Below are 16,642 nucleotides of genomic sequence, written 5' to 3'. Positions count from 1 at the left end.
AGGAGAACGGCGGTTCAGACCGCCGTTCCACCCACGGTCATCTGGTCCATGCGCAGGTGTGGCTGGCCGACGCCGACCGGCACCCACTGGCCGCCCTTGCCGCAATTGCCCATGCCCGTGTCGAGCTGCAGATCGTTGCCGATCATGGAAATGCGCTGCATGGCATCGGGGCCATTGCCGATGAGCATTGCGCCCTTGACCGGCGCGCCGATCCTGCCGTTCTCGATCATGTAGGCCTCAGTGCAGCCGAACACGAACTTGCCGGAGGTGATATCCACCTGGCCGCCGCCGAACGAAACCGCATAAATGCCGTTCTTGACCGAGGCGATGATTTCTTCCGGCGTCTTGTCGCCGTCGAGCATGTAGGTGTTGGTCATGCGCGGCATCGGCGCGTGCGCATAGGATTCGCGGCGTCCGTTCCCGGTGGGCTGCATGCCCATCAGGCGCGCGTTCTGCCGGTCCTGCATATAGCCGACGAGAATGCCGTCGTCGATGAGAACGGTCTTGTTGGTCGGCATGCCTTCGTCGTCGACGGTCAGCGAGCCGCGACGCTCGGAAATCGTCCCGTCATCGACGACGGTAACGCCCTTCGATGCCACTTTCTGACCGAGCAGGCCGGCAAAGGCCGATGTCTTCTTGCGGTTGAAGTCGCCCTCGAGCCCGTGGCCGACCGCCTCGTGCAGCATCACGCCGGGCCAGCCGTTCGACAGGACAATATCGAATGTTCCTGCCGGGGCAGGAATGGCCTCGAGATTGACCAGAGCCTGGCGCAGCGCTTCATCCGCCGCATGCTGCCATTTTTCGGCAGTGATGAACTCGCCAAAACCCTTGCGCCCGCCCGCTCCATAGGAACCGCTTTCCTGGCGGTCGCCATCGCCGACGACAACGGACACGTTGAGCCGGACCATGGGGCGGATGTCGCGGACGAAATGCCCGTCGGCACGCAGGATTTCGACCTGCTGCCACGATCCTGCCAGCGAAACGCTGACCTGCCGGACCTTCGGGTCCTTGGCGCGCAGATAGGCGTCGATTTCCTGCAGCAGTTTGACTTTGGCTTCGAAGCTGGGCGAGCCAATCGGGTTCTCATCGCTGTAAAGACTGCGGTTGGTTCCGGGAGGGGCAGCGGCGTAAGCGCCGGCGTAGCCGGTGCGCACGGCCGAGGCCGCATCGGCGGCACGCTTGAGCGCGCCCAGCGAAAGCTCGCCCGCATGCGCATAGCCGACAGCTTCACCGGCAACAGCGCGCAGGCCAAATCCCTGATCCTGATTGAAGGTCCCGTTCTTCAGACGGCCATTGTCGAAGGCAAGACCTTCCGATTCCCGGTATTCGATGAAAAGCTCGCCGTCATCGGCACCCTCAAGGCTTTGCTTGACGGTTTCGAGGATTTTTTCGCGTGGTGCGTCAAAACTGTCGATGAGGCTTTTCATGATCATTCATCCGTTCAGGTGATTATGAAGCGGATGTAGGGCCTCGCCCGGCCCGCTACAACAGAAAACTTATGGAGCGATCAGGGGAGGGCGTCGAAACCTTCGCCAAATCCATTGAGTTCGACGGGAATACCGATGCCTTCTTCCGGCGTCTGGAAGACGATGAAGGTTGCGGCCTTGCCAGTCTTGAAAGTCTGGACCAACTGATCTTCCAGAATGACTTCCGCATAGCAGCCGTCTTCGAAGCAGCGGACGAAATAGGCGCGGCCGATATCCTTGCCATCCACGTTCAGGCCGAGCCCATTGGGCAGGAGCACGCCGAGCGGTGCAAGCACGCGCAGGATCTTGGCCTTGTTGTCGGCGGTTTTGAGAACCACGACCGAAAGACCCATTTCCGGGCGATCCGCTGCGACGACATTCTGAATCAGGGCGCATTGCTCCGATTTCGCGCCTGCCGGCGTGTCGCACAGGATCGACCATGCGCCGTGAGTGGATTTGACCGTGCCGCTCTGCTGCGCTGCCATGGCACCGCCGGAAAAACCGGCAATGGACAGGGAAAGCAGACCGAGGGCGATGCTACGTAGCGCGAAAGAGGACATGTAGGCTCCAAAACGAATCATCCAGACGTTAAACCGCCACGGCCCGGATGAAAAGAATACCGCTCAAACACTCCCCAGCATACAGCGGCTCTGTCATCTCTGGTGTAATGCAAAAATGGCCGGATTGTGAGCCCTACACGTGTCGCTGGTCAAAATCGTCCGGAAAGTGAAAAAAGATACGTCTTTACAAGATGCTGTCATCCACAGGCAGCGCGCTGCGCGCAAAAATGCCGCACGGCATCACGTTCGCCTTCCTTGCGATGTAGGCTAATGTGTGATTTGAACGCGGCATATCGCCGGGCCACTTTTGAAGCCCGGTCTTAACGTATGGAATTGAAGCTTCATTCGGGAGATTTCTAGGTGAAGAAGAACATTGTCACGCTGATGGGTGTCCTGGGGGGCCTGTTAAGTGCCGGTACTGCATATGCTGCACAGCCTGAGCCTTGGCAGATGACGTTCCAGCCGGCAGGGTCTGCCATTATGGAGCAGATCATCTGGTTCGAGCACTATACATTGTGGTTCATCGTCCCGATTACACTGTTCGTGATGGTCCTTCTGGGCTGGGTCATGATTCGCTACCGCGCCAGTGCCAATCCGGTTCCGTCCAAGACGAGCCACAACACGGCGGTGGAAGTGGTCTGGACCGTTGGTCCGGTTGTTATTCTTCTGTTCCTGGCAATTCCTTCCTTCCAGCTTCTGACCGCGCAGTATTCGCCCGAAGAAGCCAAGATGACGATCAAGGCGACGGGTTACCAGTGGTATTGGGGATATGAATACCAGGTGGGTGATGCACCGGTCTCCTTCGACTCCGTCATGCTCAAAGATGCCGATCGCGCTGCCGCAGGCAAGGAAGACCGCAAGGCCTATCCCCGTCTGCTTGCCGTAGACAATGAAATGGTTGTTCCTGTGAACACAACCGTTCGTCTTCTGGTGACGGGTGCCGACGTGATCCACTCCTTCTCGATGCCGGCCTTCGGCGTCAAGATGGATGCCGTCACCGGCCGCAGCAATGAAACATGGTTCAAGGCAGACAAGGAAGGCATGTATTATGGTCAGTGCTCGCAGATTTGCGGCAAGGATCATGCGTTCATGCCGATTGCGATCCATGTGGTTTCGCAAAGCCAGTATGATGCGTGGTTTGCTGCTGCCGGGAAGAATCTTCCAGGCGCATACAAGACACTCACCGCTAAAATCGACGCAGACAAGAACATAAACGTAGCCGGCAACTGAGCTGGTTGACGCGAATTATTGAGGAACGGGAGCACTTTGATGGCAGGTTCTGCAGCTCACGAGGACCATGGCGCCCATAAGCCGACAGGCTGGACGCGCTGGGTTTATTCGACCAACCACAAGGATATCGGCACGCTCTATCTGATCTTCGCGATCGTTGCCGGCATCATTGGCGGTTGTCTTTCGATCGCCATGCGTGCCGAGCTTCAGCAGCCCGGCATCCAGATTTTCAGCGGTCTTGCATCGATGGTCTACGGCTTCCAGGGTGATGCTGCCATCGATGGTGGCAAGCAGATGTACAATGTGTTCTCGACGGCACATGGTCTGGTCATGATCTTCTTCATGGTCATGCCTGCGCTGATCGGCGGTTTCGCCAACTGGATGGTTCCGATCATGATCGGTGCGCCTGACATGGCCTTCCCGCGCATGAACAACATCTCGTTCTGGCTGCTTCCGCCCGCGCTGCTTCTGCTCCTCCTGTCCATGTTCGTTCCGGGTCCTGCCGGCGGCTACGGCACGGGTGGCGGCTGGACCATCTATCCGCCGTATTCGACAACCGGCCAGCCCGGCCCGGCGATGGATTTTGCCATCCTGTCGCTGCACATTGCCGGTGCATCGTCGATCCTGGGTGCGATCAACTTCATCACCACGATCTTCAACATGCGTGCCCCGGGCATGACGCTGCACAAGATGCCGCTGTTTGCCTGGTCCGTGCTGATCACCGCATTCCTGCTGCTGCTGGCTCTGCCGGTTCTGGCAGGCGGCATCACCATGCTTTTGACCGACCGCAACTTCGGCACGACGTTCTTCTCGCCGGAAGGTGGCGGTGATCCGCTGCTGTTCCAGCATCTCTTCTGGTTCTTCGGTCATCCCGAAGTGTACATCATGATCCTGCCGGCCTTCGGCATCGTCAGCCACATCGTCTCGACCTTCTCGCGCAAGCCGATCTTCGGTTATCTCGGCATGGCCTATGCCATGGTTGCCATCGGTGTTGTCGGCTTCATCGTCTGGGCGCACCATATGTACACCGTCGGTCTGTCGCTCGACACGCAGCGTTACTTCGTCTTCGCGACGATGGTCATCGCCGTGCCGACGGGCGTGAAGATCTTCTCGTGGATCGCGACCATGTGGGGCGGTTCCATCGAGTTCAAGCCGCCGATGGTCTGGGCAATCGGCTTCATCTTCCTGTTCACCGTTGGTGGTGTGACGGGCGTGCAGCTGGCCAATGCCGGTCTCGATCGTGCGATGCATGACACCTACTACGTGATCGCGCACTTCCATTACGTGCTGTCGCTGGGTGCTGTATTCGGAATTTTCGCGGGCTGGTACTACTGGTTCCCGAAGATGACCGGCTACATGTACAACCACACCATTGCGCACACGCACTTCTGGGTGATGTTTGTCGGTGTTAACCTGGTGTTCTTCCCGCAGCATTTCCTCGGACTTGCCGGCATGCCGCGCCGCTACATCGACTATCCCGATGCATTCGCCGGCTGGAATGAAGTATCGTCCATCGGTTCCTATATCTCCGGTGTTGCCGTGCTGATCTTCCTCTTCGGTGTCTTCGAGGCTTTTGCCAAGAAGCGTGAAGCCGGCGCCAACCCTTGGGGTCCGGGTGCGACCACACTGGAATGGCAGCTGTCTTCGCCGCCCCCGTTCCATCAGTGGGAACAGCTTCCACGTATCAAGTAACAATACAACCGGGCCGCTGAACCCCAGCGGCCCGGGTATCTTCAAGTTGAAACGACTGAAACAACAAGACTGATCGAATGGCCCTGATTGAGAAAAACGCAACCGTAGATACCGCGATTGGCCTGTCTGAAGCCAATGCGTCGGACTATATTGCCTTGCTCAAGCCGCGCGTGATGTCACTGGTTGTCTTCACCGCCATTGTCGGCATGATGGCCGCGCCCGGTCATATCAATCCCATTCTCGGTGTTATCGCCATTCTCTGCATCGCCGTTGGTGCCGGAGCCTCCGGCGCGCTGAACATGTGGTACGATTCCGATATCGATGCCGTGATGAAGCGCACCGCCAACCGGCCCATTCCGGCCGGCCGGATCACGCGCGAAGAGGTGCTGACCTTCGGTCTGCTGCTGTCCGCGTTCTCGGTGGTCACGCTCGGCCTTTTCGTCAATCTTCTCTCGGCGTTCCTGCTGGCCTTCACCATCTTCTTCTATGCGGTGGTTTATACGATGTGGCTGAAGCGCTCGACGCCGCAGAACATCGTCATCGGCGGGGCTGCGGGTGCATTTCCGCCGATGATCGGCTGGGCTGCCGTGACCAATTCGGTCGGCATCGAAAGCATCGTGCTTTTCCTCATCATCTTCCTGTGGACGCCGCCGCATTTCTGGGCGCTGTCGCTGTTCATGTCGGATGATTACGAGAAAGCCAAAATCCCGATGATGCCCAATGTCATGGGCGAAGCGTCGACGAAGTTCCAGATTTTTCTCTATACGCTGCTGGTGGCGCCGGTTGCCGTGCTGCCATGGGTCATGGGCTTTGCCGGCATTGTCTATGGCGTGTTTTCCATCGGCGCCGGAGCAATGTTCCTTTTCTACGCCTGGACCGTCTGGCGTGCGCCGGTTGGCGCGCCGATGATCAAGCCGGCGAAGAAGATGTTCGCTTTCTCGATCTTCTATCTTTTCAGTCTCTATGCCGTACTTCTCGGCGAAATCCTTGTGCGCAAAGCACTTTTCCTGGCAGGTGCATGACATGAGTGATGATCGCGTTACACTGACACCCAAACAGAAAAGGGCGCAGCGCAGCCGCTCCATCGCGCTTGCCCTGGCCTTGGCCGCGTTTGTGATCCTCGTTTATGTCGGCACATGGGCCAAGCTCGGTGCCAGGATTCTCGAACGGCAGATGTGATGAGCGCTCCTGTGGAAGATAACCAGATACCAGCGGCGGATAGCACGCCTGCGCCAAAGCGCCGGGTTTCCGACCGGACAATCGCGATTTCCTGCCTTGCCTTCTTCTTCGGCATGGTTGGCATGGCTTTTGCGGCCGTGCCGCTCTACGCCATGTTCTGTCAGGTCACCGGTTATGGCGGCACGACCCAGCGGGTCGAGCAGATGTCCGACACGATCCTCGACAAGAAGATCACCGTTCGCTTCGACGCCAATACCTCCGACGGGTTGGCGTGGCAGTTCAAGCCGGTGCAGCGCGAAGTGACGATGAACATTGGCGAGACCAAGCTCATTCACTATGAAGCGATCAACAAGCTGGACAAGCCGTCTGCCGGTCGTGCAGCCTTCAATGTCACGCCGCAGGCCGCCGGTGCCTACTTCAACAAGGTCGAGTGCTTCTGCTTCACCGACACCGTCCTGAAGCCGGGCGAAGACATGCAGATGCCCGTCGTTTTCTTCGTCGATCCGGATATCGTCAATTCGGAAGAACTGAAGGGCGTCAACACGATTACCCTGTCCTACACATTCTTTCCGATCGCGATGCCGGCACCGGTTGCCGCCAGTGCGGACGTGAAGAAAGACAAGCCGTCGGGACAGCTTTGAACTTGCGCTGACATTTTGTCAGTGGCTAAACAGATGAATAGAACTTGCGGGGGTTAAAATGGCCGAAGCGCACACAAAGAACCACGACTACCACATTATCGACCCAAGCCCATGGCCGTTCCTAGGCTCTGTCGGTGCTTTTGTCATGGCTATCGGCGGCATCGCTTACATGCGCTACCACAGCGGCGGGGAATTGCCGCTCTTTGGGCATAACCTGGCACAGCCATGGTTGTTCTTCATCGGCCTGGCCATCGTTCTCTACACCATGTTCGGCTGGTGGTCGGATACCATCCGGGAGAGCAAGGAAGGGCACCACACCCGCGTCGTTTCCCTGCACCTGCGCTATGGCATGATCATGTTCATCGCGTCGGAAGTGATGTTCTTCGTTGCCTGGTTCTGGGCCTTCTTCGATGCCAGCCTGTTCCCGGGCGAAGCTGAGCAGGTTGCCCGTGCGGCATTCACCGGCGGTCACTGGCCTCCCAAGGGAATCGAAGTTCTCGATCCGCTGCACCTGCCGCTGTACAACACCATCATCCTGCTGCTGTCCGGTACGACGGTCACCTGGGCGCACCATGCGCTGATCCACAAGGACCGCAAGGGCCTGATCACCGGCCTGACGCTGACTGTCCTGCTCGGCATGCTCTTCTCGTTCGTGCAGGGCTACGAGTACATGCACGCTCCGTTCGCGTTCAAGGATTCGATCTACGGCGCGACCTTCTTCATGGCCACGGGTTTCCATGGCTTCCACGTGATCATCGGAACGATCTTCCTGCTGGTCTGCCTGCTGCGCGCCATGCGCGGCGATTTCACCCCGCAGAAGCATTTCGGCTTCGAGGCTGCTGCCTGGTACTGGCACTTCGTCGACGTGGTCTGGCTGTTCCTGTTCTTCTCGATCTACGTCTGGGCCTCATGGGGCGCGACGCTGGCCGTCGAATAAGCAAGTCGCTGCAAACAGAAATAAAGAGGGCGGTCATGGAAACATGGCCGCCCTTATTGTTTGGGCACAATCTCGATGAGGGGCGGGTGCTTCAACTTATCGACTGGACAGAGGGGTGCAATGGCGTCACTAATCGCCCAATGGATGAAATCTGGGCGCTGGTCCAGGATGGAACACCGATCGAGACCAACCCATGAGTGAAGACAGAGCCCTTTATCCGCCAGTTGACCCGTTCACTGCGGGCGTCAAGGCACGTTGCCCCCGCTGCGGGCAGGGCAAGCTGTTCGATGGTTTTCTGACACCGGCCCGGCAATGCTCCAGCTGCGGGCTCGATTATTCCTTTATCGATTCGGGCGATGGTCCGGCCGTGCTGGTGATGCTGCTGATCGGGTTCATCGTCGTCGGACTGGCGCTGTGGATGGAAGTCACGCTCGATCCGCCGCTTTGGGTGCATTTCATCCTGTGGATTCCGCTGGCGCTTGTGCTCTGCCTGACGGCTCTGCGCTGGATGAAAGGTGTCCTGATTGCCCTTCAATACAAACACAAGGCTGCGGAAGGGCGCCTTGATATTCCCGCTGCCCATGAGTGATGTTGCAATGCCAGCAAGGCCTGCCCGGTTTCCATGGATCACGCTGAGCCTCAGCGCTATTCTCTTTGTCATTCTGATCGGGCTCGGTACCTGGCAGGTGGAACGCCTGCAATGGAAGGAAGCGCTGCTGGCAACCATCGCCGCGCGCACCCATTCCGCACCGCAGCCGCTGGCGGAGATCGAAAAGATCTGGGCGCAGGACCATGATGTCGAATACCGTCCCGTGACAGTCACCGGGCGTCTGCTCAATGACCGCGAGCGGCATTTCTTCGCCACCTATGAGGGTTATTCCGGTTACTTCATCTATACCCCGCTGCAACTCGACGATGGCCGGGCGGTTTTCGTCAACCGCGGCTTCGTGCCCTACGACCAGAAGAATGCGTCGACACGCCAACAGGGCGAAGTGGCGGGACCGGTGACCGTCACCGGGCTTGCGCGCAATCCGTTGGCTGGAAAACCGTCCTCCATTCTTCCTGATAATGATCTCGTCAAGAACATCTATTTCTGGAAAGACCTGCCTGTTATGGCGGCGCAGTCCAGCATCAATCCCGAACAACTGGTGCCGTTCTTCATCGATGCTGATAAAACGCCCAATCCCGGCGGCTTTCCCATCGGCGGTGTCACCATCATCGATCTTCCCAACAGCCATCTGCAATATGCGGTCACGTGGTATGGTCTGGCGGCGACACTGCTGACCATCGTGATCATCTCCATGGTGCGGCGCAGGCAGGGCGACAAAGCAGAAACTCAACCTTCGGACTTGACTTCCCGTTGATTGCCGCCCAATTCCATGGGCACATCCAACGCTTCGACTTCCGCGAGACCTATGACCATGGCTGACAAGAAACCACTGACAATCCGCCTGTGCGGACCGCGCGGATTTTGCGCCGGGGTGGATCGCGCCATCCAGATCGTCGTCCTGGCGCTGAAGAAATATGGCGCACCGGTCTATGTCCGGCATGAGATCGTGCACAATCGCTATGTGGTGCAGGGCCTGCAGGCCCGCGGTGCCGTTTTCGTCGAAGAACTCGACGAAATCCCGGCAGAACATCGCAGCCAGCCCGTGGTTTTCTCTGCGCATGGCGTGCCGAAGTCGGTGCCGGAAGACGCGGAACACAAGAACCTGTTTTATCTCGATGCCACCTGTCCGCTTGTCTCCAAGGTGCACAAGCAGGCCATGCGCCATCAGCGGCTTGGGCGCCACGTCATTCTGGTCGGCCATTCCGGTCATCCTGAAGTCATCGGAACGATGGGGCAATTGCCGGAGGGCGCGGTAACATTGATCGAAACCATCGAAGACGCTGAGAAGTACCAGCCGGCGGACCCGAAGAACCTCGGTTTCGTCACGCAGACGACGCTGTCGGTCGATGACACCGCGGGGATCATCGCCGCCTTGCAGAGCCGCTTTCCGGATTTGACCGCGCCGGCGGCCGAATCCATCTGCTATGCCACGACAAACCGTCAGGACGCTGTGAAGGCGGCAGCGCCAGGCTGCGATCTGTTCCTCGTCGTCGGTGCGCCGAATTCGTCCAATTCGAAGCGGCTGGTCGAGGTTGCAGAGCGCTCCGGTGCTTCGCAATCGCTGCTGGTGCAGCGGGCCGCGGATATCGACTGGGACCTGATCGGCGATATTGCGACCGTCGGCCTCTCCGCCGGTGCGTCCGCACCTGAAATCATTGTCGATGAAATCATCCAGTCCTTTTCGGAGCGCTATTCCGTGTCGATTGAACTTGCCGAGACGACCATCGAAACCGAGAATTTCCATGTCATGCGCGATCTGCGCGATGTGGAACTGACCAGCGGCGACATGGCATTCGTCAACGGAAGTCACTGATTATGGCTGTCTATACCGATATCAACGAAATCGATCTTGCGCACTTCCTTCGGGATTATGACATCGGCGAACTCCTGTCCTACAAGGGCATCGCCGAAGGCGTCGAGAATTCCAACTATCTGCTGCATACGAGCAAGGGCTCCTACATCCTGACGCTCTATGAAAAGCGGGTGAACAGCAATGATCTGCCGTTCTTTCTGGGGCTGATGCAGCACCTTGCGGGGAAGGGGATCAGTTGTCCCTTGCCCGTCGGGCAGAAGAACGGTTCCAGCATCGGCGAACTCGCGGGCCGCCCGGCCGCCATCGTGACCTTCCTTGAAGGCATGTGGATGCGCAGGCCCACGGTGCAGCACTGCCACGCGCTGGGAGAGGCGCTGGCGCGCATGCACGTGGCGGGGGCGGATTTCCCCATGCGCCGCAAGAACGCGCTCTCGGTCGCCGGCTGGCGGCCATTGTGGAACAATTCAAAGGCCAATGCCGACCGGGTCGAGCCGGGCCTTGCCAGCGAGACCGAAGCCGATCTGGCTTTCTTCGAAGCCCATTGGCCGCAACACCTGCCGGCCGGTGTCATCCATGCCGATCTTTTCCCGGACAATGTGTTCTTTCTCGGCGACAAGCTTTCCGGCCTGATCGATTTCTATTTCGCCTGCACGGATCTGCTCGCCTATGATGTTGCGGTCTGCCTGAATGCCTGGTGCTTTGAAAAGGATCATTCCTTCAATCTGACCAAGGGCACGGCACTGCTGCGCGGCTACAATTCCGTGCGTCCCCTGTCGGCGGAGGAGGCGGAGAGCCTGCCCATCCTCGCGCGCGGCTCGGCGCTGCGTTTCATGCTCACCCGGCTCTATGACTGGCTGACCGTTCCCGAGGGCAGTTTCGTCGTCAAGAAGGACCCGATGGAATATGTCCGCCGCATGCGCTTCCATCGCCAGATCAAATCCGCCGAAGAATATGGCCTTCTGCCAGCGGGTGCCGCCTCGTGAAGTCGATACAGGTTTTTACCGATGGCGCCTGTTCCGGCAATCCCGGCCCTGGCGGCTGGGGCGCGGTCCTGCGCTGGAACGGCAATGAGAAAGAGCTTTTCGGCGGTGAAGCGGATACCACGAACAACCGCATGGAATTGATGGCTGCCATTGCCGCGCTCAATGCGCTGAAGGAGCCTTGTTCGGTCGATCTCTATACGGATTCGGTCTATGTCCGTGATGGCATTTCCGGCTGGATCGAAGGCTGGAAGCGCAACGGCTGGAAAACCGCCGCCAAGAAGCCCGTGAAGAATGCCGAGCTTTGGCAGGCGCTGGATGAGGCACGCAAGCGCCACAAGGTTGTCTGGCACTGGGTCAAGGGCCACGCGGGACATCCGGAGAACGAGCGTGCCGACGAGCTTGCCCGAACCGGCATGGCGCCGTTCAAAAACAAATCCTGAGCAAACAAAAGGGCCGGTCAGACCGGCCCCTTGCATAGGTTGGCTCTGTCGCTGTTTACAGCTGGCCGAGCAGGGTCGCTGCGCTTGAGGTCACAGCCTGACCGGGCGAGTCCTCGATGTTGAGTTCCTTGACCACGCCATCCTCAACCAGCATGGAATAGCGCTTGGAGCGCACGCCCATCGTGCCGGCTGCAAGGTCGATATCCAGGCCGACAGCCTTGGTGAAGGTCGCATTGCCATCGGACAGGTACTGGATCTTGCCTTCGCCATTGGTGGCCTTGGCCCACGCGCCCATCACATGCGGATCGTTGACGGCGACAACGGCGATGGTGTCGACACCCTTCGCCAGAATGGCATCGCGGTTTTCAAGATAGCCCGGCAGATGGTTCATGCTGCAGGTCGGGGTGAAGGCACCCGGTACAGCGAAAAGCACCACCTTCTTGCCCTTGAACAGGGTGTCCGAGCTGACTTCGCTGACACCGTCATCGGATTTTGTCTTGAACGTGGCGTCCGGCAAACGCTCGCCTACCTTGATTGTCATGAATTGGCTCCATATGAACAAAATTAGCCCTATGCAGATAGGGCGTGCATGACCAAAAGTCGAGGGTAGACCGGTGCTATTCCTGTGCCTCAAGCTTGCCTGAAACCGCCTTCTCGCCCTGGACCAGGGTGTAGTTCAGCATCACGGCCTTCTTGTCCTTGCCGGTGAGAACCGGCACCGAGAACACGGCGGTTGTCGCCTCGCGGCTTTTCAGTTTCGCCATGCCGAACGTCACGCCGCCCTCGCCGGCAACGAAGAGGTCGGTTTGCGGCTGATCCGTCGGCAGCTGAACGGTAACCTTTACATGATCATCCCGGCGCACGGCACTTTTCACGCCGAACGAAGCCGATGCCTTGTCGGGCAGGGCGGCAAATGCATCGCTGACAAGCGTTTTCGTCAGCGCATCCGACGGGCTGTTGTCGATGGAAATATCGAATTCCGCGGTGACGGGAATGCAGATCGCCTCGCAGATGCCGAGAAACGCATGGCCCTTGAACTGGGCTGGTTTGGAGGGGTCGGCGAGTGTCAGGATAACCGGCAGTGCCACGGATTTCTTGTATCCTGACCACTTCGAAGTGCCGTCCTCAAACCGGTGTGGCGCAGGGAACCCGAGCGAATAGCTTTTGATGTTGCCCTCCTGGGAGAGCGCGAGTTCCGGCGGCACACCGGCATCGCCGGGCTCGCGCCAATAGGTTTTCCAGCCCGGATCGAGATTGATCTGTACCGCGCCGTGTACTTCGCTCGCGCCCTTCTGGGGATTGTCGACAATCAGCCGGACGCTGCCGCCGGGTGTCTTTGTCCACTCGGAGGTTCCAGCCTGTGACGGCGAGGCAAAAGCCGCAACAGTCAACGCTGCAGCGAGAAAAATGGGCGTGTTCGTGTTCATGCGCGGACCATTGCAGGCCTTTTCGGCCTTATCAAGGATGTCACGGAATTTGCTCATCATTTCTATGTGAGGCGCGCGTTATATCCTGCGCGAACGCGCCCGGATTGCGGCTCTTTTTACAATTCCTCGTTCAAAACCGTTGTCATTTGCGCAATCCTTGATACCTTTATTCGATGGATATTTTCAGAACGGCGAACAAAGAGACCGGATTTCTGAATGGTCAATTCCTTCTGGCGATGCCGGGAATGGACGACAGCCGCTTCGCGCGTTCGGTTATCTACGTCTGTGCGCACTCGGAAAAGGGTGCCATGGGGCTGATCATCAATCGCCCCCAGGAGATGGAATTCTCCGACATTCTCGTGCAGCTCGGCGTTCTCGATGAACATCAGGCCATCATGCTGCCTGACTGCACCCGCGATTTCATCGTGCGCAATGGCGGACCGGTGGAGATGCGCCGGGGCTTTGTCCTGCATTCCGACGATTATCTGACGGATTCCACCATGCCGGTTTCGGAAGAGATTTGCCTGACAGGCACGGTGGATATTCTGCGCGCCATATCCGGCGGCCGCGGCCCGCGCTGCGCGCTGATGACCCTGGGTTATTCCGGCTGGGCGGCGGGGCAGCTTGAAAACGAGATCGCCAACAATGGCTGGCTTACCTGCCGCGCGCCGCAGGAACTGCTCTTCGACACCGACCTCGAAAGCAAATATGATCGGCTGCTGGCGCATATGGGCGTTGACCCGTCACGCCTCGCCACCGTCGCCGGGCACGCTTGACCCTACGATGCCTTTGACTGCTGGAACTGCTCGCGCAGCAGCTTTGTCGCGACATCGAGCGTCAGCGGTGGGCTGAACATGAAGCTCTGGGCGTATTCGCAGCCCATCTGGCGCAACTGCAGCGCGTCGCTCTCATTCTCGATGCCTTCCGTCACAACCGACAGTCCGAGGTCATGCGCCATGCTGATCATCGAGCGCAGCAGCGTGACTTTCTGCGGCTGCTCGGCCTTGAGGAATGACCGGTCGATCTTGATCATGTCGAAGGGGAACGAGGTGAGGTACGAAAGGGACGAATAGCCCGTTCCGAAATCATCCAGCGATACACCGACGCCCATGGCCTTGATGCTGGAGAGAACGTGCGCGGACCGCTCGGGATTCTCCATCATCAGGGATTCCGTCAGTTCCAGTTTCAGGCTGGCCGGATCGATCTGTGTCTGGGTCAGCACCGAGCGCACATCGTCGATGAGATCCTGACGGATCAGCTGGCTGCTCGATATGTTCACCGAGACAAACAGCGGCGTGGCGCCGATGGTGCGCTGCCAATTGACGAGGTCTTCCGCCGCATGCTGCATGACGAACAGGCCAAGCTGCACGATGAGTCCCGAGCTTTCGGCAATCGGGATGAATTCGGATGGCGGTATCGAGCCGCGACGCGGGTGATCCCAGCGCATCAGGGCTTCAAAACCGGCAATGGTGTTGTCCTCCAGCCGCACGATCGGCTGATAGGCAATGTGGATTTCGTGGCGCTCGAGCGCGCGGCGCAGGTCGGATTCGAGCTGCAGCTTGTCGCTGCCCACCGCACGGAACGCCGGTCGGAAGGGTTCGATCCGGTCGCCGCCAAAGCGTTTCGCCTGGAACATGGCAAGCTCGGCGTCCTTCACGAGGTCTTCCGGAGAGGCCGTGCTGCCGCTGGTCCAGGTGATCAGGCCAAGTGATGCGGTCAGGACGATTTCGCGCTTGGCGAAGGCAATGGGCGCGCGGATGGCCTGTTTGACGGCTTCGGCAAAGGCGGCGATGCGCGCCGGCTCGACTTCCGATACCAGGATAAGGCCGAACTGATCGGCGGAGAGACGGCTCAGCGTGTCCTGCGGCCGCAAAAGGCGATGCAGGCGCCGCGAGACGGTCAGAAGGAACGTATCGCCTGCCGACATGCCGAGCCCGTCATTGACCTGCTTGAAGCGGTCGATGTCGATGATGAACACGGTCGGGCGGATCTTGCTTTCAGTCTGCGCCATGGTGATGACGGAGCCGAGGCGGTCGAGGAACAGTTCACGGTTGGGCAGGCCGGTCAGATTGTCATGGACCGCGTCGTGCAGCAGGCGCTCTTCGGCCTTTTTCTGCTCCGTCACATCGATGAGGGTGCCGACGCAGCGGACAATCTCACCGTCGGAGCCGATCACCGGGCGGGCTTTCAGCGTGTACCAGTAGTAGTGGCCGTCATTGGCGCGCAGGCGAAAGGTCTGCGAGATGCGGCCGCGTCGGTTTTCCAGAATGACGTCGAGCGTGGTGCGGAAACGGTCGCGGTCATCGGCATGCAGCGTTGGCAGCCAGTTGCGCACGGCGCCATGCAGCGAACTCGCCGAAGCGCCGAGGAAATTGGTAAGGTCCGGCGTCGTGACGACGCGGTCGCGCGGCACGTCCCAGTCCCAGACGATGTCGCCGGAACCAATGATGGCCAGTGCCTGCCGTTCCACGTCGGAAAACAGCCCCTGCTGCAGGGCGCCGCCGGAAAAGGCGTGCTGCATCACGGTGAACCCGATGAGCAGGACGATCAGCACGAGGCCGCCGCCGAGCGCCGGCTGGACGATGTCATTGGCAAGGATGCCGGAGACGGTCAGCCAGCTTCCCAGCAGCCAGACAAGCAGGAGCAGCCAGGTCGGTATGAGCATGATCGCCCGGTCGTAACTTCGGAATGAAAAGAAGCCGATGAGGACGATGCCGGCGATGACCGTCAGGGCAAAGGAAAAGCGCGCAATGCCGGACGCGATGGGCGGATCAAAGATGGCCACGCCGGAGAGAATGCCGAGACCCAGAATCCAGGTCAGCGCACCGTAGCTGAAATTGTCGTGCCATCGGTTGAGATTGAGGTAGGTGAAGAGAAAGATCACCAGTGTCGCCGCAAGCGCCACTTCTGTGCCCGCCCGCCAGACCTGTTCATTGCCGGGCGTGATCTCGATCAGCTTGTTCCAGAAGCCGAAATCCACGCAGATATAGGCAAGAACCGCCCAGGCCATGGCTGCTGTTGCCGGAAAGAGCGATGTTCCCTTGACGACAAAAAGAATGGTCAGGAACAGCGCGAGAAGACCGGCAATACCGAGCAGGATGCCGCGATAAAGCGTGTAGGAATTGACCGTGTCCTTGTAGGCATTCGGCTCCCACACATAGACCTGCGGCAGGTTGGGCGAGGCGAGTTCAGCGACGAAGGTGATGACCGAACCCGGATTGAGGGTGACCAGGAAAATATCGGCGTCTTCGCTGGCCTGCCTGTCGAGCGCAAAGCCCTCGCTGGGGGTGATGGAGGTGATGCGCGTCGAGCCGAGATCCGGCCAGATGAAACCCGATCCGACCAGGCGGAAATGCGGAGCGACGATCAGGCGGTCGATCTGTTCATCGGTGGGATTGGCCAGCGAGAAGGCGGCCCAGTCGCCTGTCGAACGGCTGTCATTGGCCTGCACCTCGATGCGGCGGACAATGCCGTCGGTGCCGGGCGCCGTGGAAATCTGGAAGGTCTCGCCCTGGTTCCGGTAAATCTCCACGGCCTTGGACAGATCGAGTGCGGTGCTTTCCTTGGTGATCTTGATGGTTTCAAAGGCGCTGGCAGCCGACAGCATGGACATCATCAAAAAGAGGAGGACAAAAATCCTCGATAGGCCTTTCAGCATGTGTCC

Annotated in this window: 17 protein-coding genes; 12 read left to right on the top strand and 5 right to left on the bottom strand. The window is 59.1% G+C overall.

Annotated features, from left to right (window positions below; translation table 11 throughout):
- Positions 1–14 precede the first annotated feature (14 nt).
- Together tldD and J1W56_RS02220 are read right to left on the bottom strand one after the other, a co-directional pair.
- The gene (gene tldD / locus J1W56_RS02225) at positions 15–1,427 is read right to left on the bottom strand and encodes a metalloprotease TldD (protein WP_223611540.1); all 1,413 of its coding nucleotides are present in this window, start codon (positions 1,425–1,427) and stop codon (positions 15–17) included.
- Positions 1,428–1,507: 80 nt separating this feature from the next.
- The gene (locus tag J1W56_RS02220; protein ID WP_223611539.1) at positions 1,508–2,026 is read right to left on the bottom strand and encodes an invasion associated locus B family protein; all 519 of its coding nucleotides are present in this window, start codon (positions 2,024–2,026) and stop codon (positions 1,508–1,510) included.
- Positions 2,027–2,410: 384 nt separating this feature from the next.
- Here J1W56_RS02220 and coxB point away from each other — a divergent pair, with 384 nt between their 5' ends.
- The 11 genes from coxB to rnhA all read left to right on the top strand — a co-directional run bounded on the left by coxB (position 2,411) and on the right by rnhA (position 11,551).
- Positions 2,411–3,256 carry a cytochrome c oxidase subunit II gene (coxB, locus tag J1W56_RS02215; RefSeq protein WP_223612379.1) on the top strand — a complete coding sequence of 282 codons (846 nt, stop codon included), beginning with the start codon at positions 2,411–2,413 and terminating at the stop codon, positions 3,254–3,256.
- A gap of 39 nt (positions 3,257–3,295) precedes the next feature.
- Positions 3,296–4,948, top strand: a complete 1,653-nt coding sequence (ctaD, locus tag J1W56_RS02210; RefSeq protein WP_223611538.1) for a cytochrome c oxidase subunit I — start codon at positions 3,296–3,298, stop codon at positions 4,946–4,948.
- 77 nt (positions 4,949–5,025) lie between these two features.
- A complete protein-coding gene (gene cyoE, locus J1W56_RS02205; RefSeq protein WP_223611537.1) occupies positions 5,026–5,970 on the top strand; it encodes a heme o synthase in 945 nt (314 codons plus the stop codon).
- A gap of 1 nt (position 5,971) precedes the next feature.
- Positions 5,972–6,127 carry a hypothetical protein gene (locus tag J1W56_RS02200; protein ID WP_165401776.1) on the top strand — a complete coding sequence of 52 codons (156 nt, stop codon included), beginning with the start codon at positions 5,972–5,974 and terminating at the stop codon, positions 6,125–6,127.
- The gene (locus tag J1W56_RS02195) at positions 6,127–6,768 is read left to right on the top strand and encodes a cytochrome c oxidase assembly protein (RefSeq protein ID WP_223611536.1); all 642 of its coding nucleotides are present in this window, start codon (positions 6,127–6,129) and stop codon (positions 6,766–6,768) included. The genes J1W56_RS02200 and J1W56_RS02195 overlap by 1 nt, the downstream gene beginning before the upstream one ends.
- A 58-nt stretch (positions 6,769–6,826) precedes the next feature.
- On the top strand, positions 6,827–7,705 hold the full coding sequence (locus J1W56_RS02190; protein ID WP_223611535.1) for a cytochrome c oxidase subunit 3: 879 nt from the start codon (positions 6,827–6,829) through the stop codon (positions 7,703–7,705).
- A gap of 193 nt (positions 7,706–7,898) precedes the next feature.
- On the top strand, positions 7,899–8,294 hold the full coding sequence (locus J1W56_RS02185) for a DUF983 domain-containing protein (RefSeq protein ID WP_223611534.1): 396 nt from the start codon (positions 7,899–7,901) through the stop codon (positions 8,292–8,294).
- A 7-nt stretch (positions 8,295–8,301) separates the two neighbouring features.
- Positions 8,302–9,069 (top strand): SURF1 family protein, encoded by a 768-nt coding sequence (locus tag J1W56_RS02180; protein WP_223611533.1) that lies wholly within the window; start codon positions 8,302–8,304, stop codon positions 9,067–9,069.
- Between the two features lie 51 nt (positions 9,070–9,120).
- On the top strand, positions 9,121–10,128 hold the full coding sequence (ispH, locus tag J1W56_RS02175; RefSeq protein WP_223611532.1) for a 4-hydroxy-3-methylbut-2-enyl diphosphate reductase: 1,008 nt from the start codon (positions 9,121–9,123) through the stop codon (positions 10,126–10,128).
- A 2-nt stretch (positions 10,129–10,130) separates the two neighbouring features.
- The gene (locus J1W56_RS02170) at positions 10,131–11,111 is read left to right on the top strand and encodes a homoserine kinase (RefSeq protein ID WP_223611531.1); all 981 of its coding nucleotides are present in this window, start codon (positions 10,131–10,133) and stop codon (positions 11,109–11,111) included.
- Entirely contained in the window at positions 11,108–11,551 is a 444-nt protein-coding gene (rnhA, locus tag J1W56_RS02165; protein WP_223611530.1) for a ribonuclease HI, read from the top strand. The genes J1W56_RS02170 and rnhA overlap by 4 nt, the downstream gene beginning before the upstream one ends.
- 55 nt (positions 11,552–11,606) lie before the next feature.
- On the opposite strand, the gene J1W56_RS02160 is transcribed toward rnhA, so the two are convergent.
- Positions 11,607–12,092: a peroxiredoxin gene (locus J1W56_RS02160; RefSeq protein ID WP_223611529.1), complete on the bottom strand. Its 486-nt coding sequence runs from the start codon at positions 12,090–12,092 to the stop codon at positions 11,607–11,609.
- A gap of 76 nt (positions 12,093–12,168) precedes the next feature.
- Positions 12,169–13,035 (bottom strand): protein-disulfide reductase DsbD domain-containing protein, encoded by an 867-nt coding sequence (locus J1W56_RS02155; protein ID WP_223611528.1) that lies wholly within the window; start codon positions 13,033–13,035, stop codon positions 12,169–12,171.
- Between the two features lie 116 nt (positions 13,036–13,151).
- On the opposite strand from J1W56_RS02155, the gene J1W56_RS02150 reads away from it, so the two are divergent.
- The gene (locus J1W56_RS02150; protein ID WP_223611527.1) at positions 13,152–13,754 is read left to right on the top strand and encodes a YqgE/AlgH family protein; all 603 of its coding nucleotides are present in this window, start codon (positions 13,152–13,154) and stop codon (positions 13,752–13,754) included.
- Positions 13,755–13,756: 2 nt separating this feature from the next.
- Here the strand turns inward: J1W56_RS02150 and J1W56_RS02145 are convergent, their stop codons facing one another.
- A complete protein-coding gene (locus tag J1W56_RS02145) occupies positions 13,757–16,636 on the bottom strand; it encodes an EAL domain-containing protein (protein WP_223612378.1) in 2,880 nt (959 codons plus the stop codon).
- Positions 16,637–16,642 lie beyond the last annotated feature (6 nt).

It is taken from the genome of Phyllobacterium calauticae, assembly GCF_019991125.1.
Classification (GTDB): Bacteria; Pseudomonadota; Alphaproteobacteria; order Rhizobiales; family Rhizobiaceae; genus Phyllobacterium; species Phyllobacterium calauticae.
This window is presented reverse-complemented; position numbering and strand designations above follow the sequence as displayed.